Source organism: Nocardia sp. NPDC006044 (assembly GCF_042871115.1).
In the GTDB taxonomy this organism is placed as follows: domain Bacteria; phylum Actinomycetota; class Actinomycetes; order Mycobacteriales; family Mycobacteriaceae; genus Nocardia.
The window spans coordinates 1370845-1393920 of record NZ_JBIAID010000001.1; the positions used below are offsets into that span (position 1 = coordinate 1370845).

Consider the following 23076-nt stretch of genomic DNA (forward strand, 5'->3'; position numbering starts at 1 on the left):
TGGCCGGTGAGCGGCGTGCCTGCGGTGGTGATTGCCGCGCCTGCTTCCGGGAGTGGGAAGACCACTGTGGCGACGGGGTTGATCGGGGCGCTGCGGCGGGTCGGTCATCGGGTGGCTCCGTTCAAGGTGGGGCCGGATTACATCGATCCGGGGTATCACGGGTTGGCTGCAGGGCGGCCGGGGCGCAATCTCGATCCGGTGCTCGTTGGTGCGGAACGGGTGGTGCCGCTGTATCGGCACGGTGCGCGGGATTGCGATCTCGCGGTGGTCGAGGGCGTGATGGGGCTGTTCGACGGGCGCATCGATGAGAACCACGCCGGGCCGGTCGCGGAGGGATCTACCGCGCAGGTCGCGAGTCTGCTCGGTGCGCCGGTGGTTTTGGTGGTCGACGCGCGCGGGCACAGTCAGAGTCTTGCTGCGCTGCTGCATGGTTTCGCCACGTTCGACAGCGGGATTCGGCTCGGCGGGGTCATCTTGAATCGGGTCGGCAGTGAACGGCACGATCAGGTTTTGCGTGCGGCGTGCGATCGGGTCGGGCTGCCGGTGCTCGGCTCGCTGCCGCGCATGACCGAATTGGAGGTGCCGTCAAGGCATCTCGGGTTGATCCCCGCTGTGGAGCACGGAGCCGCCGCGACCGCCGCCGTGTCCGCGATGACGGATCTGGTTGCCGCCCACGTAGATCTCTCTGCGATCGCGGCGCTAGCCCGGTTCACCGCGCACGCGCCCGCGTGGGATCCCGCAGAAGCGGTGCGGGGTGAGGAGGTTTCGGCCGAGGATCCATCGGGTTCCGGTCACTTGATCGCGACGGCGGGTGGTCGCACGGGCGGGCTGCCGGCCCGGTCCGCCGCGGGCGGGTCGGCGCGTGGTTCGGCGGAAGTGGTTCGGGGCGAGGAGATTTCGGCCGAGGATCCATCGGGTTCCGATCGACTGGTCGCGTCGGGTGGTCCGACGATCGCGGCAGCGGGCGGTTCGGCGGGAGCGGTGCGGGAGGCGGCTGATCTGTTCGCGGGTTCCGGGCCGCTGATCGCTATGGCGGGCGGGCCTGCGTTCACCTTCGGCTACGCGGAGCATCGCGAGTTGCTGCTGGCGGCGGGCGCGCAGGTGGTGGTGTTCGATCCGTTGCGGGACGAATTGCCGAGTGGGACTGCGGGTTTGGTGTTGCCCGGTGGGTTCCCGGAAGAGCATGCGGCGGAACTGGCGGCGAATACCGCTCTGCTGACCGCGGTCGCGGAGCAGGCTCGGCGCGGGATGCCCGTGCACGCGGAATGTGCGGGACTGCTGTACCTGACCCGCTCACTCGACGGACATCCGATGGCCGGCGTGATCGACGCCGACGCCGAGTTCGGCCCCCGCCTGACCCTCGGCTACCGGGATGCGGTGGCGCTGGCGGATTCCCCGCTGTGGCGCGCAGGCGAACGCGTCCGCGGCCACGAATTCCACCGGACCCGCCTGACCACCGCCGCCTCGGCCACCCCCGCCTGGGCTTGGCGCGGCAGCGACGGCGCACCGGCTCGCGAGGGCGCGCTGGTGCACCGCGTCCACGCCTCCTACCTACACACGCACCCAGCCGGAAACCCGGAAGCGACAACACGTTTCGTAGCGTCAGCGACCGAGTACGCGGGTACTCGTGCCATCCGGTGACCGAGCGGAAGGCGCGGGTCGCGACCGCACTGCGGCGCGCCTCCCTGCCGAGACCGTACCGGTGGGCGTGCGGGGTTGCGGTGGCGCGGATCTGGACGCGCCGACCCACCGCATTCGCATGAGTCTGGACGCGCGGAGCCGCCGCTTTCGCATGGATCGTGATGCGCCGATCCGCCGCTCCCGCATGAATTTTGATGCGCCGGGGCCATCGCTCCCGCAGCGGCGTCCGCCGCACGCTGTCTGCGGTCCCGCCCTTCTGCGCGCGGAGGTGATCAGTGCCTGAATTGATTGTCGGCCTGGGGTTGCGGCCGGGTACCTCTGCTGACCGCATCGTGGCGGGGGTACGTGAAGTGCTGGCATTCAATCGGATCAGTTGCTTGGCGACTATCGATCGACGGGCGGGGGAGTCGGGGCTGCTCGATGCGGCTGCCGTGCTCGGCGTGCCGATCCGGACGTTCACCGCCGCTGAGCTAGCGGAAGTGCCTGTGCCGAACCCGGATTCGCGGACGGCGGCCGCGGTGGGCACGGCGAGTGTTGCCGAAGCGGCCGCTGTTCTCGCGGCGGGCGGGGGTGTCCTGGTGGTACCCAAACACACCGCGCACGGCATTGTCGTGGCCGCGGCACGGCGTAACCCGGACTGAGCGGCCCACAGATCGCCGGTTCCTCGACCCGGACCGGCGCCACCTCTGGCGGCCTACCTCCACCCGGAACCAGGTGAACCGGCGACCATCGAGTGGTTTGATGACGGAGTGGATATCCGAGGGATCGACAACGTGCTGGTGCCCGTGGGGGATCTGACTGCGGCAGTGGACTTCTACGCGAACCGGCTGGGTCTTTCGGTCCGATTCACGGTGCCGGAGCGTAGGATCGCGCTGTTCGGCGTCGCCGCGGAAACCCCCGGCATCATGGCGATGGTCGATCCGGCCGCGGGGCAGGGCGGGCCGCCCGCGATGCGGGTCTGGCTCGAGGTGCCCGACGCACAGGCCGCGGCGGCCGAACTCAAGGGGCGCGGTGTCGAAATACGCACCGCGCCCTTCGAAGTCGCGACCGGATGGAGCGTCGAGGTGACCGATCCGTGGGGCAATGTGATCGGCCTGACCGACTACCGCAAGCGCCCCGAACTGGCCCGTCCGGCGTTCTGACCTACGGCGCGACCGAACCCCAGTCGGCGAAGCCGGTCGGATCGTGCCGGCCGAGGCTGGCGTGTTCGAACAGCCCCCAGCCCTCGGCGTCGCCGCACCGGGCCCGCGCCACATGATCGATGACGCCGTAGGGCGTGCGGGCGACGACGGCCGGGTCGGTGAGGTCGTACACGCTGGACAACGACCAGTCGCGACCCTTCCACTGACCGTGCTGCCAGTCCGGATCGCCGCCGTAACCGCAACCCACGTGCAGCGGAACATTGGTACCCGTGGTCACCTCGATCTCCAGCGGCTTGCCGTCCGGCGTGGTCAGCTCCAGTCGTGCGCCGACGGGAATCCTTGTGCCGGAACGGTAGTCGATGGAGATGCGCGGCCAGCCGAGCTGTTCGGTGCGCCCGTCCGGCCAGATCCGCACGGCGTCGTTCAGCGTGCGGGTCCCGTCCGGGTCCTCCTGCACGATGACGACGACCGCGAAGTCGTCGAACCGCAGCGGCACATACATCCACCAGAACCCGCCGGCCGGCTCGCTGGCCACCCGTCCGGGCGGCTCGCTCTCGCCGACCGGCCGGATGCCCCAGGACCGGTCCCTGGTGCCGGTCCACACCGCCGGGTCGACGGTGATGTCGTCGCCGTCCACGCTCAACGTCCCCGCCCACGAGCCGAGCTGGGCGAATCGCGACGCCTGGATGATCGGCCGGTTGCCGGCCAGGATCAGGTGCGGCTGCTCCTGTACGGCCGGGAAGGCGCCCTCCCAGGTGAGGTCGAAGGACAGGTCGTCGTGCTCGCAGATCACCCGGATCCGTTGCAGCGGCTCGACCACCTCGATGCGGTAGCCGCCGACCTGCTGTTCCAGGCTGCGGTCGCCGAGCGCGTCGGAGAAGCGCACGCTGCGCTGTACATCGCCGCGCCGGACCAGCGCGTAGGCATCGGTCACCCCGAGGTTCGGGTAGACGCCGAAGCCGGTGATGAAGAAGGTGCCGCCGTCGCGGTTGTGACCGTTGAAGTAGCTGCGGTCGTAGAAGTTTCGGTCGGTGCTGGCCACCCGGGCCAGCGACAGACCGGTCTGGTGAATCGGGTACTCGTCCAACGGAACTGGCATAGCGGATCTCAATCCCACTCGTAGGTACCATCGAGCAGCCGTTCCAGGCTCGCTCGATGCATGACATAGTCGTCCCGGTCGGGGGTGTCGGTGTCCTCGCCGAAGTGGATCATCCGGCGCTTCACCCTGGCCATCACGATGCCGTGCCGCAGCGCGGCATAGATGATGTGCCAATCCAGGTTCTGGACCGTATGACCGGTCAGCTCTTCGTATTTCGCGACCACGTCGGCGCGGCGCAGGAAGTCGGGCAGGCCCGGCTGGTCGAATCGGGTGGCGATGTCCTGGAAGAACCGGTGGATGAAGATCACCCACGCGACATCCAGTTCGCGCGGCCCCAATGCGGCCATCTCCCAGTCCAATACGGCGGCGGGTTCGAACTCGTCGAAGATGATGTTGCCGGGCCGGGCATCGCCCCAGCTGAGCACGTCGGGTCCCGGATCGGCGGGCCAGTTGTCCTCGAGCCAGGCGAAAGCCCGCTCCAGCAAAGGGATCTCGTAGCCGTCGTCGGCGAGTGCCCAGCGGTACCACGCTTTCTGCGCCTCGACATGCCTGCGCAGCGACTGCCCGGGGCCGCGCAGCGCCGGGAAGCGGATCGCCGGATCCGGGATGGCGTGCACCTTCGCGATCACCTCGACGGTGTTCGCGGTGAGCCGCGCGCGCTCCTCGGGGGTGGCGTCGAAGAGCCAGCCGATGAACACGTACGGCGGATTGTCCGTCGGCACCCGGCCGTCCACCCGCTTCATCACGAAAAACGTTGTGCCGAGCGCCTTCTCGTCCGTTTCCAGCCAGCACAGGCCGGGCACCGGCACGTCGGTGGTCTCGGCGACGCCGGCCATCACCTGGTACTGGGTGGCCAGATCGTAGGTCTCGAACACCGGGAACGACCCGTCCTCCGGCGCCATCCTGGCCACGAACGACCCGCGTTCTTGCCGCCCGTCCACGCTCCATTCGGCGTCGAACAGGATGGAGGTGCTCGACATCCCGCCCGACTGCGGCCGGGACAGCCCGGAGACCTTCGGCGGATGATCGGCGGAGACGCGCGAATCCAGCCAGCGCGCCAGATCCTCGGCGAGCACGTCGAGATCGCGCTCGCTGACGGTCAGCTGCTGCCGCTTGGCGGGATCCGGATCTTCGGCCATCGTTGTCCTCCTGACGCCATGAAACGCGGGCCCGCCTCGGCACAGCCCGCATCGACGGCGGTCCGCCGCGATACGCGACAGTAACGCGTTCCAGTCGGCCCGCGGGGGCGAAACGATCGAGGTTCCCGAACTCGCTCACTGGCTGGAACCGGGCCTTGACATGGGAGTACTCGGTGCGGCGCGGGTTGGCACGAGGGCGTGGGTGTGGGTACCACGTACGACTGATTACCTAGGGAAAGACCGGGGATTTCCTGGATGTCGGCGCTTCCTCACCGAAATACCGTTGGCCGCACGCGGAGGATTTCGGAGTGAGGGGTTCATTGTGAGTGCTGTCGGAACGGTGCCGGTCGATCGGGATCGGGGGACCGAGGCATTGGCGGCCGGTCCGCGGTGGAACTTGCCGACCCGCATCGCCTTCCGGTTCTGCTTCACCTATTTCGGGCTGTTCTGCCTGATCTTTCCGCAGTTCATGTTCGTCTATACGGGGCCGCTCGGTCCGAAGCTGCCCGAGCGGGCGATCAACGGATTCCTGGACCCGCTGAGCCCGATCTGGGAGTGGGTCGGCCGGCACGTCTTCGGCACCGAAGTCGAATTGCATCTGGACTCGGGCAGCGGCGACCAGGCGATCATCTGGGTGTTCCTGTTCTGCATCCTGGTGGTCGCCGCGGTGACGACAGCACTGTGGACGGTGCTGGATCGCCGACGCCCGGACTACCGGCGGCTGAACGCCTGGTTCATGCTGTTCCTGCGACTGTGCCTCGGCGGGCAGATGCTCTTCTACGGCATGGCCAAGGTCATTCCGTCGCAGATGCCGGAGCCGCCGCTGGCCACCCTGCTCACGCAGTACGGCGACTTCACCCCGGCGGCGGTGCTCTGGATGCAGGTCGGCAGTTCGCCGGTCTACGAGATCCTGCTCGGTTCCGCGGAGGTGCTCGGCGGACTGCTGCTGTTCCTGCCGCGGACCGCGACGCTGGGCGCGATGATCAGCCTGGTCAGCATGATGCAGGTGTTCGTGCTGAACATGACCTTCGATGTGCCGGTGAAGATTCTGGCCGGTCACCTCATGCTGATCTCGCTGGTGCTGCTCGCGCCGCAGGCTCGTCGGCTGGCGAATGTGCTTGTCTTGCAACGTCCGTCGGAGCCCGCGACGCAGCAGGAGCTGTTCGGTTCGCGGCGTCTGCGGCTGATCGCCGCCGGTGTGCCCGTCGTGCTCGGCCTCTGGGCATTGATCGGCCAGGTGCAGCAAGACCTGGAGTTCTGGGATCAGAGTGGCGGCGCGGAAAAGCCTGAGCTGTACGGGATCTGGCAGGTATCGGAGTTCACCCAGGACGGCCAGCCGGTCGCGCCGCTGCTCACCGACCAGAATCGTTGGCAGCGAGTGGTTTTCGACATCAACGGATGACGTATCAGAAAATGGACGGGACACTGGTACCTGCGGTAGGCACGCTCGACAGCCCGGCCCACACCCTGACGGTGTCCCGAGCTGCCGGTGACATCCTCCCCGGGCATATTGCCCAGGCACAGCCGACACAGATCGCGACGTTCACCTACACCCGGCCCACACCGGACCGGCTGAGCCTGGACGGCCAACTGAACGGCCACCACGTCACGCTCTCACTCGACCAGGTCGACCTGAACTCGTTCCCGTTGCGCAGCACCAAGTTCAAGTGGGTCCAGGACTACCCGCACTTCAGCTGACGCGCACGGCCGCGCGTTATCGGAGCATCGGATCAATCCGCTACTTCACGCAGTGTCCGGCGTCCACGGGCAAGCTGACCCCGGTGATGAAACGCGCCTCGTCCGAGACGAGGAACAGGCTCGCGTTCGCGATGTCTTCCGGCTCTACGGCTTCCACCGGCAACAGGTGCATCGCCTTCCCGAAACGGCGCGGGGTCGGGTGCACCGTATTCACTCGCACATGATGCTGCGCCAACTCGTTCGCCAGCGACTTCATCAGCCCGACCACGCCGTGTTCGGCGGTCGTCGCCGCACCGACGCCGGTTACGCCACGTAACCCGGCCATCGAGCCCATCAGCACGATCGAGCCGCCACGCCCACCGCCGACGAGGTGCCCGATGCCCGCCTTGCAGATCCGCCACACTCCGGTGAGGTTCGCGTCCAGCCCGCTCTGCCAGTGCGGCGCCGCAATGTCGAGCGCTGGGCCGGACGATTCGACATCGACAGTGGCGCAGAGGATATCGAGCCGGCCCAGCGCATCGACGCCGGCGGCGACAGCCGCGCTGAGCGACTGCTGGTCGCCGATGTCGGCCTCGAACGCGCGAATCCGGCGATTGACCGCCTCGACCCGGCTGACCGTTTCGGCGAGATCCCACGACGACGTGTCGATCGCGACGATATCCGCGCCCTCCTGCGCGAAACGCAATGCCTGCGCGCGTCCTACCGGATGCGCCGCACCGGTGATCAGGGCGACCTTGCCGTCCAACCGCCCGGTCATCACGCCACCTTCTGGGCCAGGCCGGCGTCCACGACCAGTTGTAGTCCGGTGACGTACCGGGATTCGTCGGACGCCAGGAACAGCACCGCGTTGCTGACATCAATCGGGTCCACCCAGGGGACGGGCAGTAGTGTCCGTCCCGCCAGAACCGGCGCCACGTCCGCGGCCGACGGATCGTCCACGTCGGGCCGTAACCGCGCGAAGGTCGTGGGATTCAATATCATCGGCGTGGCCACCGAGCCTGGATGCACCGAGTTCACCCGAATGGAACGTTCTCCCAGCTCATTCGCGAGTGTCATGGCCAGACCGGTGATCGCGTTCTTGGCCGCCGAGTAGTGCGACGACCCCGCGTGCGACTTGACCGTCGCCGTGGAACTCATGATGATCACCGATCCGCCCCTCGGGTTCAGCTGCGCGACTGCGGCTTTGACGGTGTTCCAGGTGCCGGTCACGTTCACGTCTATCGAACGGAGCCACACCTGCTCCTCAATCTCCCAGGACGGCCCGGGCGCATCGAAGATCCCGGCATTGGCCACGACGACGTCGAGCGGGCCGAGTTCGTCCACGCCCGCTCGCACAGCACCCGTGACCGCGTCGAGGTCGCGGATATCGGCGGCCGCGACGACTGCCGCGCGTCCGAGCTCCCGCACCGAATTCGCCAGGGAGCCCAGTGCGTCGTCCGATTCCGGTCCCGGCTGATCCACGGCGACGATGTCGGCACCCTGCTCCGCGAGTCGTATCGCACACGAGCGTCCTATGCCCTGGCGTGCGCCGGTGATCAGCGCCACCTTGTCGGTCATCCGTGTCATCGCCTCTCCTTTCGCGCGCACAACCTCAATTGCGCGCCATCTCGTGCGGTGTCGTTGTGGGATTGGACAGCGCGGTGAAAACCACTGCGGCCCCGGCGATTCCGATGGCCGTAGCCGCCCAGAACGCGACCGGGATGCCGGTCCGGAAGCCGCCGGCGACCAGCGCGGCGCCCAGCTGGCTGCCCACCGCGCCGCCGACCGTGCGCATCACGGTGTTGATGCCATTGGCCGTGGCCGCCTGTGCCGGTTCGACCACTCGATGCAATTGGGCGGGCAGCGCTGTCATCACCAGACCGGTGCCGAGGCCGATCGGAATCGCGCAGACCGCCAGTTGCCATGGCTGCGCGTGGAACAGCGCCAGCAGCGTCGTGCCTGCCGCGGTGACCAGCAGCCCGCCCGCCAGCGGAATACGCGGCCCGAACCGAGCGATGATCCGCGCGGCGACCCCGCCGGTCGGTAGGATCACCAGCGTGTGCGGCACCATGACCAGCCCGGCCACGGTCACCGACCGGCCGAATCCGCCCGCGTCGACGGACAATACGGTCAGCTTGGGGACCAGCACGTAGTACAGGAACTGCATCAGCCCGAGTGCGAATGCCGCGATGTGCGCGATGCCGACGCGTCGATGCAGCACAAGATCCATGTCCAGCAACGGATATCGCAGCACGCGCTCGACCCGGACGAACACCATGAGCAACACCACCCCGGCCCCGGCCAGCGCGAGCGTCGGGGCGGACGACCACCCGCTGCTCGGTCCGATGGTGAGCGCCAACAGGATTCCGCTCAGCGCGGCCGTCAGCAACAGCGCGCCGGCAGGATCCAGCCGGCCCGCCTTGTGCGAAAGGCCCTCCGGGACGTACAGGTAGCTCGAGACCAGCGCGGTACCGGCCAATCCGGCGCCGACCACGAATAGCCAACGCCACGAGGCATGATCGACGATAAGCCCACCGCCGATCAACCCGACGCCCGCGGTGCCGCCGATCAGGCCGGACAGCAGCGCGAGTCCGGTGTGTACGCGCTCGGGCGGCAGAATATCCGGCACCGCTCCGAAGGCGAGCGGTAGGACGGCCAAGCTGATGCCCTGCACCGCGCGCGCCGCGATCAGCCAGCCGATCCCGGGTGCGGCCAGCGCGACCAGCATCGCGGCCAGCGCGAGGCTCAACACGATCAGCAGCACGCGCCGCCGTCCGTAGCGGTCGCCGAGCCGGGCGGCCAGCGGCGTGACGATCGCGCCCGCCAGCAGCGGGGCGCTTAGCACCGCCCAGGTTGCGCTAGCGGCGCTGGTGTGCAGCGCCCGCTGTAGCACGCCGATAGCCGGGACCATCATGGTCTGGGTCAGGCTGTACGACAGCACGCCGAAGGCCAGCGCCGTCACGGCACCGACCGGGTGGATCGTGGATGTCCGAGTCTGCATCGCACCTTCTCGCTGGTGAAGACGACCTCGTACAGCGAGCCGAACCCCGGCTCGCTGTACAGGTCGTTTGCCGACTACTTGCTCCGCTTGGAATTCGCTTCCCGAATGGCCCCGGTCGGACAATTGTTCGTGGCTATTTCGAGTTCGGACAAGGCTGCGGATTCACGACGTACCCGCGCCTGATTGGGCGCCACCGGCTCGAATGAGTTCGGATAGGCGCCGAAGCAGAGTCCGGTACCCATACAAGACTTCCGGTCGACATAGAAGCGGCGCTCGTCCATGGGATTACGCTGCTCCATACGCCACCCCTTTGTTGACCCGAAGCTTTCGAGGACTACGGGTCACCATGCCGATGATCCAGGTGAGTTCGCCGATTTCGTCCGCCACCGTCAGATCGGGGAAAGCGCGCGCGAGCCCGCGTAGCGCGAGCCCCAATTCCCACCGCGCCAACCAGGCGCCGATGCACAAGTGCGGCCCGGAGCTGAAGGTCAGATGGGGCACCGGAAGATCGGCTTCGGTGTCGATCTTCGATACCGGGCAGTGGAATTCTGGATCGTGGTTGGACGCCACCACATCGATGGCGACCACATCGCCCTTGCGAAACTGCACCCCGCCGACGACAACGTCCGACTTGGTATAGCGCAGCGGGCCGGGCCGGTGCTTCCGATCGCCGAGCGGAGTTATGCGCAACAGATCTTCGACGATCCGCTCCATCTTGTCGTCGTCCGCCGTGCGCAATGCCGCCCAGGCTTCCCGGTCGTAGGCGAGCAGATAGACGAGGAAATTCCCGAGCATCGACATCGTCGTCTCGTGCCCCGCCATGATCAGCACACAGACGAGGGTGGTCAGCTGTCCCTCCGGGATCGTCCCGTCGTCGCGTTGCACCAGGTAGCTGATCAGATCGTCACCGGGTTCGGCCCGCCGGGCCGCCATGAGTTCCCTGGCCCAATCCTTGAATTCCTCGTTGCTCTTCTGGATGTCGTCGAGCGTGACGCCCTCGGTGGTCAACGAGATCTCGCTCCAGCGCAGCATGTCCGCTTCGCGTTCGGTGGGCAGTCCCATCAGTCTGGTGATCACCGAGACCGGCAGTGTGTGGGTGAATTCCGAGATCAGGTCGAATCCGTCGGGCAGTTCGTGCAATCCCGAGACGTACTTCTCGACGACCGATTCGATCCACGGACGCCAGAGCGCGATGGCCGAAGGCGTGAACGTTCGCTGGAGCAGACCGCGCAGGCGCCGGTGATCGGCGCCGTCGAGATTCGTCAGGTTGTCCGGATCCTCGATCATGTTCGGCGAGGGAACGAGATCGGGCAGTTCTCCGGAGAACAGATCGGCCCGGCCGAAACTGGGATCCGCGAATACCTTTCGAGCATCCGCGTAACTTGTGACCAACCAGCATTCCGGCCCGGCCGGCAGCTTGAATTTCGTCGGCGGTGTGTTGTTCCGTTTCGTAGACAAATGTGTCGGCTGCACGTTTCTCCCCTTCTCTGGATGGATATCGAATCCGCCCGCGTGCTAGCGCTCGATAGAGCTGTGTGTGATTCGAAAACCCCCACCTGCGGCTGCGGTCAGGCAACACCACCATGCGATGAACGCAAGGGGCACAATAAGATTCGGAGTGATGTTGCTATCTTGTCGCCCCTTCTTCGAACATTACGTCACCTAAATATCGACCGCAACGGCTGCGACTGCGCCTGTGATCCAAGTCACTGAAGATCATCGGAGGCTCTGCCCCGAGGCTGTGATTCCAACCCGCATGTCCGCCAAAAAGATTCCGCCAGAACGTATTTCGGCGACTACGGGTGTGGTTACGGTTGCCCCAAACAAGCGCTTGGTTGTACTCTGTGCGGGTAACTGCTGACAGCGTGGGGAAGGTGGCGGTTTGCGAACCCTCGAATGTGACGTCGACGCGGACTGGATCGACATCAACGACCATATGAACGCCCAGTACTACGGGATCGTGGTCTACCGCGCCCATGCGGCGTTCACCGACGCCCTCGGGCTCGGCGACGATTACGTCCGGACCACCGGATTCGGAAAGGTCGTGGTGCAGACCGCCATGACTTACGAACGCGAGGTACGGCAGGGGTCACGGCTGGCCGTCGATTCCTGGTTGCTGGGAGTGGATGCCAAGCGGCTGCACTTCTTTCACGAGGTGCGCAATCTCGGCGACCGGACGCGGGTGGCCGTATCCGAACAGTTGGACCTGCACGTCGACCTCGGCACGAGAAAGACCGCCCCGTTGCCCGCCGATGTCTTCACCCGCCTCACCCGGTTCGCCGCCGGACAACGCGAAGCGGGCCATCCCGACGGGGTGGGGCGCACGATCAGGTTCCCGCGGAATTGACGATCACCGGGCCCGGCCTACCCCGTGCAACACGATCTCGAAGTACTTGTCCGACAACTCTTCTGCCGACCTGCCGCAACCCGGCCGGTACCAGCGGACCGCCGACCAGACCGCGTCCCGCAGATACTTGTAGGTCATATCCACGTCGAGGTCCGCCCGCAACTGCCCCAGCGCGACACCGGCCCGCAGCAGTTCGGTCCAGTTCCGGTGGAACTCGAGGTTGTAGTCGTCGAGATAGGCGAACCTCGCCGAGCGCGCGATCAGCCGGGCCGATTCGGCCTGATAGATGACGACGGCGTCGTGATGGATGAAGATCGACTCGAACGAGGCCGCGAGGATGAGCCGGAGGGTTTCCACCGGATCGAGGCCGCTGAGCTTGATGTCGCCGTAACGACCGAACAGGTCCTCCAGGAATTCGCGCAGAATCTCGTCCACCATCGTGTCTTTCGACTCGAAGTGGTAGTAGATGCTGTCGGCGAAGGTACCGGCGGCCTCGCCGATATCGCGAATCGTGGTGGCCGCGAACCCGCGCTGCGCGAATGTCCGCGCGGCGGTGCGCAACAGCTCCGCGCGCCGTTCAGGAGCCGAAATATCTATCGCGACAAGGGGATCGCAGTGCAGTTCTTCGAAGACGTCGGACATGTTTCCCCTTCGCTGGTCCGCGACTGCCGGTGCGCGTCCACGGCCCTGTGCTCGCAATACGAAGTGCGGCAACGTATTCGAGCCCGCGCACCCCACCCGGAACGGTGGTTGTAACGAACCTCCCATATCCGCGGCGGGGCGATCAAGGCGTGATCGGGACACGATCATGAAGGTGAACTGAACGATGGGGGGTACCGGTGATCGAACGGCAGGAAGTCGAGATCTTTCTCACCTTGGCGGAGGAGCTGCATTTCGGGCGAACGGCGAAGCGGCTACATCTGTCGCCGTCCTCGGTGAGCCAGACCGTGGGAAAGCTGGAGCGGCGCATCGGAACTCCGCTGTTCCATCGCACGAGCCGGCAGGTGAGACTGTCCGAGATCGGCGCGCAGCTGTACCAGGATCTGCTGCCCGCCTGGTCGCAAGCGCAGGCCGCGATGGCCAGAGCCATCCGGGCGGGACAGGGCGGCGAGCATGCTCTGGACATTCTGTTCATCAGCATCGGTGGCGGACATCTGCTGACGACCGCCGCCGACGAGTTCCGCCGCCGGTCGCCGCACTGTCAGGTGCGCATCCGCGAGGCGCAGCTGGCCGACGTCATGCAGCGGCTGCGCGCCGACACCGCGGACGCGGCGTTCATGCCGTACCCGGTGACGGATCCGGACATCGTCGTGGGTCCGGTCCTGATCACCGAACCCCGGCTGCTCGCCGTCGCGGCGACTCACCGGTTGGCCGGGCAGCCCGATATCTCGCTCGAGGAACTCGCCGACGAGCAACTGCTCCGGATGCCGGAGTCGATGCCGGAATCGGTTCGGGTGGACCGTAATCCGGCCTACACGCCGGCGGGCCGGCGGATCCCCCAAGGCGCGGTCTCGGAGACCTTCCTGGAGCTGATGATGCTCGCGGCGGCGGGCAAGGGGGTGGTCATCGTCTCCGCGCACACCGCGTTGTTCCACGTCCGCCCCGACCTGGCCTATGTGCCGATCCGGGACGCCGGCCCGCTGCAATGGGGCCTGGTATGGCGCGCCGACCGAGACACCGCCCTGCTCCAGTCCTTCAACGAAGTATGCGCCCAGGTCGCCGCCGACGATCCGCTGGCGCAATGACGCTGGGTCAGCCGATGGTGATGGCGTCTAGGCGGGTGCGGAGGAAGTCGGCTGAGATGACGGGTGGGCGGCCGGTGGTTCGGGCGAGCGGGGGGTCGAGGGGGGTGACTACGGCGTCGTGGTCGAGTTCGTAGAAGTAGATGAGGGAGACCAGGTCTTCTTCTGGGGCTTCGGCTTGCGGGGGTAGTACCCGGTGCCGGCCGGACGGCCAGCGTTCGCCGCTCCAATAGGCAAGCAGGTCACCGATATTCACCGTCAGGGCGGCCGGATCGTAGGGGGCGTCGGCCCAGCCTTCCGCCTCGGTGTAGACCTGTAGTCCGCCCGCGCCGGGCTCCCTGTCGAGCACGGTGACGGTGCCGAAATCGGTGTGCGGGCCGATCCGGAACTGGCCGGGCTCCGGTGTGCCGACCGCGGTCATCGGTGGGTAGTGATTGATGTTGCAGGTCCAGGTGGGGCGGCTCGCCAAGTCCTGGAAAGGATTGGCGGGCAACTGAAGCGACGACGCGAACAACGCGAGCAATTCGTCGGACAGGATGTGCACGGCATCGGTGTAGGCGGTGAGCAATTCGCGCAGCTCGATCACCTCGTCCGGCCAGACATTGGGCAGGAACCACACGTCATCGATGCGCCGATCGCCCGTGGCGGTGTCCGCGCCGACGGCGAAGGTCTCCTTCAGATCGGGCGGTGTCTCGGTGCCCTCGGCATAACCGTTGGCCTCCTTGCCCGGTCCGATCCATCCGCGCCCGCCGACCGTGACGGCGTAACGCTCCTTCACCGCGTCCGGCAGCGCGAAGAACCGCCGCGCCGCCGCGCGCACCGAACCGGCCAGACCCTCCGGCACGCCATGCCCGTGGACCAGCAGGAACCCGGCGCGACGCAACCCCTCGTCCACCTCGCGCTCGACCTCGGCCGCGGCCGGACCGCCGCTACGCCACCGGGACAGGTCGATCGATGCGATCGCGTTCACTGCGTCTCACTCTCTGTGCTGGCGTCGGTCCCGATCGGGTCGGCGCGCTCTTGTTCTTCGGCCGATCACGTGCGGTCGCCGTGCTCGCGATCAGCTGTGCTCAGCGCGCCTCTAGTTCGTCCGCGACACCGATGTCTTCGTTCCAGAGCGCGGGGTTCTCGGCGATGAACTTGGTCATCATCTCGACGCACCGGTCGTCCTCGAGCACGGTCACCGCGACGCCGTGCTCGGCCAGCCAGTCGTGGCCGCCGTGGAAGGTCTGCGATTCGCCGACGATGACCGAGCCGATGCCGAACTGGCGGACCAGCCCGCTGCAATACCAGCACGGCGACAGGGTGGTCACCATGATCGTCGAACCGTAGTCGCGGCGGCGGCCCGCGGCGCGGAAGGCGTCGGTCTCGGCGTGGATGCTGGGATCGCCGGACTGCACGCGGCGGTTGTGGCCGCGGCCGAGCAGGGTGCCGTCGGCGGCGAACAGCGCGGCGCCGATCGGGATGCCGCCCTCGGCGAGGCCGAGCTGGGCCTCGTCGTATGCCACCTCGAGCAGTTGTCGTGCCGATATCGCCTGCGTCATGGGTCCAGCCTCCAAGGGAACCGCTCCGGCCGCAACGTACAGATCGTCTACCCGGTCCGGGGCGGCGGATGACAGGATGACCGTATGTTGCCCACCGTGCGCGAGTTGCTCGATGATCAGTTCGCCGCCGCCGATCCGCTCGTCCTGGCCGGTCACGGCGCTCTTCGGCGGTCGGTGCGCTGGGTGCACTCGAGCGAGATCTACGAGATCAGCCCGCTGCTCTCCGGTGGGGAACTGCTGCTCACCACCGGTCTCGGGCTGACCGGGGTGGACGCGGGGATGCGGCGGCACTACCTGCGCGAGATCGCCGGGCGCAGGGTGGCCGGCGTCGCGTTCGAACTCGGCCGCACCTTCGACGCCATCCCGCCGGACATGGTGGCGGAGGCGTCGCGGCACAGCCTGCCGCTGATCGCGTTGCGCAGCGTGGTGCCGTTCATCGATCTGTGTCGCGCGGCGAATACCGAGATCGTGTCGCGTGAGGTGCGTTCGCTGCGGTTGCTCAACGAACTCGCTCGCGATCTGACCGGTGAGCTGGCGGCGGGCAACGGTCTGGCGCAGCTGCTCGCCAGGATCGGTCAGATCACCGGTTGCGCGTTGATCGTGACGAGCGGCAATGGTGCGCTGATCGCCGCGCACGGCGTCGATGATGATCGATCGGCCTGGGCCGCAGTCGAATCCGCTGCCGCGTCCGCGCCGATCCGGGGCAAGGACAACACCCTGGGTACGCTCACCGCGGGGCCGGGCTCGGCTTTGGACAGTGCGACTCTCGCCGTTGTCCTCGATCAGTCCGCGCCGAGCCTCGGCCTGGCGCTGGCGAATTCGGGCGCACCGACCGGACGCCCGCAGCTCGCGGCAACTACGCTGCTCGCGGACCTGTTGGACGGCAAGGCGATTCGCCAAGCCGATCTGAAGGTGCGGGTCGCGGCCGCCGGCCTGCCCGCGGCGGCCGGGCGAACGCTGGTGCCGGTGGCGGTCGACGCACCCGATGCGCGCATCGCGGCCCGGTTGATCGACACCGCGGCAAAAGAACTCGGCAGGCCGGGTCTGGTGGCCGAGGTGCACGCGACCACCTACGGTGTGCTCGCGCTGGACCAGGCCATCGCCGACCCGGTCGGTGAAACGGTTCGAATGCTGCGAAACGCTTTCGCCACCAACAGCATCGATGGCGTCACCCTGGTCGTCGGCGACCCTTGCGACTTCACCTCCGCCGCGCTGACCGGCTCACTCGAAGCCGCCCAGTCCGCGCTGCGCCTGGCCACCCGCCACCGGCGCGACTGGCTGGCCGGCACCCCCATCTCCACCTGCCGGGAACTGGCCACCGAACTGGTCGTCGAATCCCTGCCCGCCGCCGAACGAACTCGCCTCATCGCCACCACCATCGCGCCGCTGATCGCTTGGGACACAACCCATCACAGCAACCTCACCCGCACGTTGGAGGTCTACCTCCGGCACGGCGCCAGCCCCACCCGCTGCGCCACCACCCTGCACATCGGCCGCCAATCCCTCTATCAGCGCCTGGACCGCATCCGCGACCTCCTCGGCTACGACCCCGCAGCCCCCACCCTGACCGGCACCCTCCTACTCGCCCTGTGCGCCCATCGTCTCGCCACCCCGTGATCCGCTGTCGATCTCGAAGGTCAAGCGGCCGTAGCCTTGCGCCGGCCGAGCCCGAGGTACGCCGCCGCGGCGAGGACGAAGCCGACGAAGAAGGTGATGTCGCCGAGTTCGGGGAGTTGGCGGACGAGGTAGCCGGTGAACTTGGCCTGGTTGGAGAACAGGAGCACCGAGACGGCCAGGCCGAGCAGGAACGCCGCTACGCCAGGCCAATTGGTGTAGGACCGGGCGTAGAGCAGATCATCGATCTTGCGGCCGCGGCGCAGGTATTGGTCGACGAACATCACACCCAGCCAGGGGCCGATCCAGTACGCGACGATCAGCAGGAACGCCTCGTAGCTGGCGGCGGCGTCGGGCAGCGCCCACCAGGCGACCAGGAAACCGATGGCGCCGAAGCAGATCGAGACGACCGCCCGCTGGGTACGGACCGGCAGCTCGAGCCCGATCGTCACGAATGCCATTGCGCCCGAATACACATTCAACGCATTGGCCGCGACCGCGCCGAGTGCGATGGCGAGCAGGGTCAGATTCGCCAGCACGCCGGGCAGATTCGCGGTGAACACGTCCGTCGGGCTGCCCTGCGCCGAGCCGGCGATGGTGGCCGAGGCCGCGCCGAGTGCCGACAACCACAGACAGGAAACGAACAGGCCTGCCCCGGCATAGCCGCCGGTGGCGACCCGCGACACCGTCCTGGGCAGGTAGCGAGAGTAGTCCGCCGCGTAGGGATTCCAGCCGCCCGCATAGCCGAACGCGGTGCCGACGGTCAGCAGGAATCCGCCGATCCCGCCGACACCACCGGACGGGGCGGCGGCACCGAGATCGGCTTTGCTGAAGATGACCACGGTGACCACCAGGAACACGACCGCGAGCACCGGGAATACGAACCGCTCGAACGCGTGCACCAGATTGTGGCCGAATGCGGCGAACCCGGTCTGCACCAGCACGATCAGGATCAGCGCGGTGAGTTTCGGCATCCCGGTCAGCGTGCTCAGCGCGAACGCGCCGCTCACGCTGTTGGTGGCGAACCAGCCCACCCCGCACATGATCGACATGAACGCGGCGGGCAGCGCGTTGCCCCGATACCCGAAAGCCAAGCGCCCCAGCACCATCTGCGGCACACCGTGCGCGGGCCCGCGCGCCGACAGCACGTAATGCGCCGCGGCGCCGAGCCCCACGCCGACCGCGAGACCGAGCGTCGCCTGCCAGAAGTTCATGCCGAACGCGGTGACCGACAGCACGCCGATGAAGATGGTGGCGAATTCGAGGTTCGGTGACATCCAGGTCCAGAACAGCTGACGCGGCTTGCCGTGCCGGGCGTCGTCGGGAATGTGTTCGTTGCCGCCCGGTTCCACCGCGATGACGCGGTCGGCGTATTCGGACGCCAGCGGCGTGTCATCGGTCAAAGCCATGTATGAACACTCGTCCGTGCCGGGCCGGTCGGCAACGGGCGAACCGTACGTCAGTGGGTACCGTGCGACGGACAATTCGCCCACCCCGGCCTATCCGGCTACGGCGCTGACCTGGTTGCTCCAATTCGGCGAGGAGGTGCTGAACTCGCCGCCCGGCCGGAAGGCGGCCGACGCGGCGGCATCACCGCGCAACTGCGCCATCAGCCAGGCCGTCGGATATCCGAGGTAGCCGTACACCCCGGTCGTGCACGGCACCGACGCGGCCGCGCAGTCCGGCTGCCCTTGCACGTCGTTGTGATTCGGGCCGTTGAGCGTGCCCCACGCCTTCGGCACGTTCGCCGGGGTCGCCTCGTAATACGCCTGATTCGACTGCAACCCCTCCGCTTGCCACGGCAGCAACTGCTGCGAGGGCGAGATGAGGGCGTCGGCCGAGCCGTTCACCAGGAACACCGAACCTGTTGTCAGCGAACGGGTATCGGCGCAGGAGCTCGGCGTGGAGCAGAAGTGCTGCGCCGGAAGCTCCAGGGGCACCGCGGTTTTGATCGCCCCGCCCGCGTCGCGCAACGCGTTCAGCACACCCGACGCGCCTTGCGAATGCCCCATCGCCCCGACCGCCGCCTTGTCCAGCTTCCCGTAGAACACACTCGCCGGATCGCCGTCCTGTGCCAGCAGGTAATCCAGCGACTTCCGAATATCGGCCCCCGATCCGGTGTTCTGGTTCTCGGTGCCGATCACCACGAACCCCCACGACGCCAAATGCCGCAGCAGATAGGCATATTGGCCCGGCACCGCACTGGTCCCGTCGCCCCACACCACGATCGGATGCCGGGTATCGCCGAGATCCGCCGGATACCAGACATCGAACTTCGCCCCGGTGGAGTCGCAACACCCGAACCCCAGCCGCTCGGTCACCGCCGCCGGACCCGGCTGAAAATACGTCGATTCGACCCCCCGCGCGGGCACATACGCCGCCGGATCGGCCTGCGCCACACCGGCCGTGGCCGGCCCGCCCGCCAGAGCTATCGAAGCGACCACCACACGCACTGTCCGGCTCCAGCGATTCATGCGCCCGAGTATAGGAACGATCATGGTCGCCGGACCCCGGCGTCGGCCGTTTCCCGCTGGTCGAGCACTGCTTCCAGGCCAGCGCGAGCCTCGTACCAGCGGTGACCCGAGTCGATTGCGGTGGCTCCGTGGCCAGGCCGTAGGCTCGAAAACTGTGCCGAACACGTCAGACCGCAGCGCCGAACAGGCGGTATCCGATACCGCCGCGTCCAATGAGGGCGACCCGAATTATCTGGTCGGGCTCGACCTCGACGGGCGTCGTGTCGTCGTGCTCGGCGGCGGGACGGTGGCGCAGCGCAGGCTCGGGCTGCTGATCGCGTCCGGTGCGGACGTGCATGTGATCAGTCGCGAGGTGACTCCGGCGGTCGAGGGAATGGCGACCTCCGGGCAGATCACCGTCACGCTGCGGCCCTACGCCGACGGCGACCTGGACGGCGCCTGGTACGCGATCGCCTGCACCGACGAGCCGGAGACGAACGCGGCCGTGGTCGAGGAGGCCACTCGTCGCCGCGTCTTCTGTGTGCGGGCCGACATCGCCCGGCTCGGCACGGCGGTCACGCCGGCGACCGCACGGTATGACGGCATGACCCTCGGCGTGCTGGCCGGTGGGCAGCACCGCCGCTCGGCCGCGGTGCGCAACGCGCTGCTCGAGGCGCTGCAATCCGGTGTGGTGACCGATGATTCGACGCCGATCACCCCGGGCGTGGCCCTGGTCGGCGGCGGACCCGGCGATCCGGACCTGATCACCGTGCGCGGTCGCAGACTGCTCGGCCGGGCGAACCTGGTGGTCGCCGACCGCCTCGCCCCGCCGGAACTGCTGGCCGAACTCGGCCCCGACGTCGAGGTGATCGACGCGGCGAAGATCCCGTACGGGCGGGCGATGGCCCAGGACGCGATCAATGCCGCGCTCATCGAGGGGGCCAAGGCGGGCAAGTTCGTCGTCCGGCTCAAGGGCGGCGATCCCTATGTCTTCGGCCGCGGTTTCGAGGAACTCGAGGCCTGCGTCGACGCGGGCATCCCGGTCACCGTGGTCCCCGGCATCACCAGCCCGATCTCGGTCCCCGCGGCCGCGGGCATTCCGGTGACCCATCGCGGCGTCACCCACGAATTCGTCGTGGTCAGCGGCCACGTCGCCCCCGACCACCCGGACTCGCTCGTGGACTGGCCCGCCCTCGCCCGCCTCCGCGGCACCATCGTCCTGATGATGGCCGTCGAACGCATCGAGCAGTTCGCCACCGTCCTCATCGAGAACGGCCGCGCCGCGACCACCCCGGCCACGGTCATCCAGGAGGGCACCCTGCGCACCCAGCGCGTCCTGCGCGCCGACCTCGGCACCGTCGCCACCCGGGTCAAAGACGAAGGCATCCGCCCACCCGCCATCGTGGTCATCGGCCCCACCGCCTCCTTCTCCGCCGACAGCTGATCCCACCCGCACACCTTCTGATTCCTCGCAGATCGACTCGCCGCCCTGACACGCGTGCCTGTGTCAGAAGCTGTGCGGCGTGCTGCGCCATCATGGTGTCGGAAGTGGCGGACGGATCGCAGTACCTGGGTACTGATGTGCCGCACCTCGACTCGCCGGGTGAACGCACGCGCGGATGTCGGCATGTGCTACTGAGGACGACTCGCGGGGCTGAGACGCGTGCGTTTGTCAGGAGGTGTGCGGGTGGGGGATCGGTCGCCGGTATCGGGGGTGGGGCGGGGTAAGTACAGTGGCTCACTGTGCTCGAGAATCCCGCTGCGACGATGCAGTATCCGATGAAGCAGCGGGCCTTCGGGCTCGCCATCCTTGTGCTGAGCGGGTTGCAACTCATGGTGGTGCTGGACGGCACCGTGGTGATCTTCGCGCTGCCCCGGCTGCAGGAGGAGATGGGGCTGTCCAGCGCGGGTAGCGCGTGGACGGTGACCTCCTACGGCCTCACCTTCGCCGGGCTGATGCTGCTCGGCGGCCGGCTCGGCGACGCGTTCGGGCGCAAGCGGATGCTGATCATCGGCGTCGCGCTGTTCACCTTCGCCTCGCTGCTGTGCGGCCTGGCCCAGAACGAGGGCATGCTGCTCGCCGCCCGCGCGATTCAGGGCGCGGGCGCGGCGATCGCGGCCCCGACCGCATTCGCCCTCGTGGCAACGACTTTCGCCCCGGGTAAGGCGCGCAACCAGGCGATCGCGATCGTCGGCTCGATGGTCGGCATCGGCTCGGTCGGCGGCCTGGTGGTCGGCGGCGCGCTGACCCAGATGTCCTGGCGCTGGATCTTCCTGATCAACGTGCCGATCGGCGTGCTGATCATCGTCGGCGCGATATACAAGCTCGCCGACACCGCGCACCACCGCTCTCCGCTGGACGTGCGCGGCGCGATCCTCGGCACCCTCGCCTGCGCGGCCATCGTGTTCGGCGCGACCGAGGGGCCCGAGCTGGGCTGGGGCAACCCGTTCATCATCGGCGCGCTGATCGGCGGCGTGGTGCTGCTGGTGGTGTTCGTGATCATGGAGCGCCAGATCGAGGATCCGCTGCTGCCGTGGTCGCTGTTCGACAGCCGCGACCGGGTCGCGACCTTCCTGCTGATCTTCCTGGCCGGCGGTGTGCTCGGCGCGATGACCTTCTTCGTCGCGCAGTTCCTGCAGAACGTCATCGGTTACAGCCCGCTGCAGGCCGGGGTCGCGGCCATCCCGTTCACCATCGGCATCGGCATCGGCGGCGCGCTGGCCTCCAAGCTCGCCATGCTCTTCGCGCCGCGCTGGCTGCTGGCCGGGGCGGCGGTCGTGCTCGGCGTCGGCCTGCTGTTCGGCTCGACGCTCGACGGCGACGTGCAGTATCCGACCACGCTGCTGCCGCTGCTCGTGGTGATCGGCTTCGGCGTCGGCATGGCGATGGTGCTCGCGCCGCTGTGCGTGCTGGTCGGGGTGTCCGCGGAGAACATCGGGCCGCTGTCCGCGGTGGGGCAGATGTTCATGAACCTGGCCACGCCGGTGGCCATCGGCCTGCTCACGCCGATCGCGGCCTCGCGCACCCTGTCGCTCGGCGGCCGAACCGGCAAGGTGACGGAGATGAACGCGACCGAGGTCGCCGCGCTGGGCAGCGGTTACACGCTGGTGCTGTTCGTCTGCGCGATCGTCGCGTTCGTGGCCGGGCTGATCGCGCTGACCCTGCGGTTCACCCCGGCCCAGCTCGCCCAGGCCCAGCACGCGCAGGAAGAGGCCCAGCAGGCCTGAGCCCGCTGGACCGGTTGCTCAGAGTCGGCCGGCGACCTTGCTCGGCGTCACCCGCACGATGACGCGCGGGCCGTCGTTGACCGAGGCCGGGTTGAAGTCCAGGTACTTCTGCCCGGTGTACTTCTCCGACAGTTTGTCCGGCAGGGTCTTGTCCGGGTCCGGGGTGAGCGTCGCGGTGCCGCGGATCTCGGCGTAGGTGTACGGGTTCTCCGGCGGGTTGACCATGATGGTGATCCGCGGATCGCGGGCCAGGTTCTTGCCCTGCTGACGATCGGTGGTGGTGGAGAACAACAGGTCGTCGCCGTCGCGCTCGAGCCAGATGACGGTGAGGTGCGGCTGGCCGTTCGGGTTCGTCGTCGCCGCCGTCGCGAACACCTTGGACTCGTCCAGATACTTCTTCAGATCTTCGGAAAGCTCAGTGGTATCGGTCACGCATAGTTGGAACACAC

Annotated in this window: 23 protein-coding genes; 10 read left to right on the forward strand and 13 right to left on the reverse strand. The window is 67.7% G+C overall.

Going from position 1 to position 23076, the window contains the following annotated elements; translation table 11 throughout:
* The first annotated feature begins 6 nt into the window (after positions 1–6).
* From ACFYO1_RS06445 to ACFYO1_RS06455, 3 genes are all read left to right on the forward strand, one after another.
* The gene (locus tag ACFYO1_RS06445) at positions 7–1641 is read left to right on the forward strand and encodes a cobyrinate a,c-diamide synthase (protein WP_387227775.1); all 1635 of its coding nucleotides are present in this window, start codon (positions 7–9) and stop codon (positions 1639–1641) included.
* 275 nt (positions 1642–1916) lie between these two features.
* A complete protein-coding gene (locus ACFYO1_RS06450) occupies positions 1917–2282 on the forward strand; it encodes a cobalamin biosynthesis protein (protein ID WP_387227777.1) in 366 nt (121 codons plus the stop codon).
* A gap of 108 nt (positions 2283–2390) precedes the next feature.
* Complete coding sequence (locus ACFYO1_RS06455) at positions 2391–2783, forward strand: VOC family protein (protein WP_387227779.1); 393 nt, start codon at positions 2391–2393, stop codon at positions 2781–2783.
* 1 nt (position 2784) lies between these two features.
* On the opposite strand, the gene ACFYO1_RS06460 is transcribed toward ACFYO1_RS06455, so the two are convergent.
* Entirely contained in the window at positions 2785–3882 is a 1098-nt protein-coding gene (locus ACFYO1_RS06460; RefSeq protein WP_387227781.1) for a hypothetical protein, read from the reverse strand.
* An 8-nt stretch (positions 3883–3890) separates the two neighbouring features.
* A complete protein-coding gene (locus ACFYO1_RS06465) occupies positions 3891–5021 on the reverse strand; it encodes a phosphotransferase family protein (protein ID WP_387227783.1) in 1131 nt (376 codons plus the stop codon).
* Between the two features lie 322 nt (positions 5022–5343).
* Between ACFYO1_RS06465 and ACFYO1_RS06470 the strand changes: the two genes are divergently transcribed.
* Entirely contained in the window at positions 5344–6423 is a 1080-nt protein-coding gene (locus ACFYO1_RS06470; RefSeq protein ID WP_387227786.1) for a DoxX family protein, read from the forward strand.
* Entirely contained in the window at positions 6420–6719 is a 300-nt protein-coding gene (locus ACFYO1_RS06475; RefSeq protein WP_387227788.1) for a hypothetical protein, read from the forward strand. The genes ACFYO1_RS06470 and ACFYO1_RS06475 overlap by 4 nt, the downstream gene beginning before the upstream one ends.
* 40 nt (positions 6720–6759) lie before the next feature.
* On the opposite strand, the gene ACFYO1_RS06480 is transcribed toward ACFYO1_RS06475, so the two are convergent.
* The 5 genes from ACFYO1_RS06480 to ACFYO1_RS06500 form a co-directional block, all read right to left on the reverse strand.
* A complete protein-coding gene (locus ACFYO1_RS06480) occupies positions 6760–7476 on the reverse strand; it encodes an SDR family oxidoreductase (protein ID WP_387227789.1) in 717 nt (238 codons plus the stop codon).
* Entirely contained in the window at positions 7476–8285 is an 810-nt protein-coding gene (locus tag ACFYO1_RS06485) for a mycofactocin-coupled SDR family oxidoreductase (protein ID WP_387227791.1), read from the reverse strand. Before ACFYO1_RS06485 ends, ACFYO1_RS06480 begins: the two co-directional genes overlap by 1 nt.
* A gap of 25 nt (positions 8286–8310) precedes the next feature.
* Positions 8311–9699 (reverse strand): MFS transporter, encoded by a 1389-nt coding sequence (locus tag ACFYO1_RS06490; protein WP_387227793.1) that lies wholly within the window; start codon positions 9697–9699, stop codon positions 8311–8313.
* A gap of 74 nt (positions 9700–9773) precedes the next feature.
* Positions 9774–9998, reverse strand: coding sequence for a ferredoxin (locus ACFYO1_RS06495; RefSeq protein WP_387227795.1), 225 nt, complete (start codon positions 9996–9998; stop codon positions 9774–9776).
* Positions 9985–11091, reverse strand: coding sequence for a cytochrome P450 (locus ACFYO1_RS06500; RefSeq protein WP_387227798.1), 1107 nt, complete (start codon positions 11089–11091; stop codon positions 9985–9987). Before ACFYO1_RS06500 ends, ACFYO1_RS06495 begins: the two co-directional genes overlap by 14 nt.
* Positions 11092–11581: 490 nt before the next feature.
* On the opposite strand from ACFYO1_RS06500, the gene ACFYO1_RS06505 reads away from it, so the two are divergent.
* The gene (locus ACFYO1_RS06505) at positions 11582–12046 is read left to right on the forward strand and encodes a thioesterase family protein (protein WP_387227801.1); all 465 of its coding nucleotides are present in this window, start codon (positions 11582–11584) and stop codon (positions 12044–12046) included.
* 3 nt (positions 12047–12049) lie between these two features.
* Here ACFYO1_RS06505 and ACFYO1_RS06510 read toward each other — a convergent pair whose 3' ends face one another.
* Positions 12050–12688 carry a TetR/AcrR family transcriptional regulator gene (locus ACFYO1_RS06510; protein WP_387227803.1) on the reverse strand — a complete coding sequence of 213 codons (639 nt, stop codon included), beginning with the start codon at positions 12686–12688 and terminating at the stop codon, positions 12050–12052.
* Positions 12689–12885: 197 nt separating this feature from the next.
* Here ACFYO1_RS06510 and ACFYO1_RS06515 point away from each other — a divergent pair, with 197 nt between their 5' ends.
* Entirely contained in the window at positions 12886–13791 is a 906-nt protein-coding gene (locus tag ACFYO1_RS06515; protein WP_387227805.1) for a LysR family transcriptional regulator, read from the forward strand.
* A 7-nt stretch (positions 13792–13798) separates the two neighbouring features.
* Here ACFYO1_RS06515 and ACFYO1_RS06520 read toward each other — a convergent pair whose 3' ends face one another.
* Both ACFYO1_RS06520 and ACFYO1_RS06525 read right to left on the reverse strand, forming a co-directional pair.
* Entirely contained in the window at positions 13799–14758 is a 960-nt protein-coding gene (locus tag ACFYO1_RS06520; protein WP_387227807.1) for an isopenicillin N synthase family dioxygenase, read from the reverse strand.
* Between the two features lie 100 nt (positions 14759–14858).
* The gene (locus ACFYO1_RS06525; protein ID WP_387227809.1) at positions 14859–15332 is read right to left on the reverse strand and encodes a nucleoside deaminase; all 474 of its coding nucleotides are present in this window, start codon (positions 15330–15332) and stop codon (positions 14859–14861) included.
* Between the two features lie 84 nt (positions 15333–15416).
* Here ACFYO1_RS06525 and ACFYO1_RS06530 point away from each other — a divergent pair, with 84 nt between their 5' ends.
* Complete coding sequence (locus ACFYO1_RS06530; protein WP_387227811.1) at positions 15417–16949, forward strand: PucR family transcriptional regulator; 1533 nt, start codon at positions 15417–15419, stop codon at positions 16947–16949.
* 20 nt (positions 16950–16969) lie between these two features.
* Here the strand turns inward: ACFYO1_RS06530 and ACFYO1_RS06535 are convergent, their stop codons facing one another.
* Both ACFYO1_RS06535 and ACFYO1_RS06540 read right to left on the reverse strand, forming a co-directional pair.
* Positions 16970–18355 (reverse strand): purine-cytosine permease family protein, encoded by a 1386-nt coding sequence (locus ACFYO1_RS06535; RefSeq protein ID WP_387227812.1) that lies wholly within the window; start codon positions 18353–18355, stop codon positions 16970–16972.
* 90 nt (positions 18356–18445) lie between these two features.
* Positions 18446–19420, reverse strand: coding sequence for a hypothetical protein (locus ACFYO1_RS06540; RefSeq protein ID WP_387227814.1), 975 nt, complete (start codon positions 19418–19420; stop codon positions 18446–18448).
* 232 nt (positions 19421–19652) lie between these two features.
* Here ACFYO1_RS06540 and cobA point away from each other — a divergent pair, with 232 nt between their 5' ends.
* On the forward strand, positions 19653–20843 hold the full coding sequence (gene cobA, locus ACFYO1_RS06545) for a uroporphyrinogen-III C-methyltransferase (protein ID WP_387231721.1): 1191 nt from the start codon (positions 19653–19655) through the stop codon (positions 20841–20843).
* Positions 20844–21166: 323 nt separating this feature from the next.
* Positions 21167–22627: an MFS transporter gene (locus ACFYO1_RS06550; protein WP_387231723.1), complete on the forward strand. Its 1461-nt coding sequence runs from the start codon at positions 21167–21169 to the stop codon at positions 22625–22627.
* 18 nt (positions 22628–22645) lie between these two features.
* Here ACFYO1_RS06550 and ACFYO1_RS06555 read toward each other — a convergent pair whose 3' ends face one another.
* On the reverse strand, positions 22646–23059 hold the full coding sequence (locus tag ACFYO1_RS06555; RefSeq protein ID WP_387227816.1) for a PPOX class F420-dependent oxidoreductase: 414 nt from the start codon (positions 23057–23059) through the stop codon (positions 22646–22648).
* Between the last annotated feature and the right edge of the window lie 17 nt (positions 23060–23076).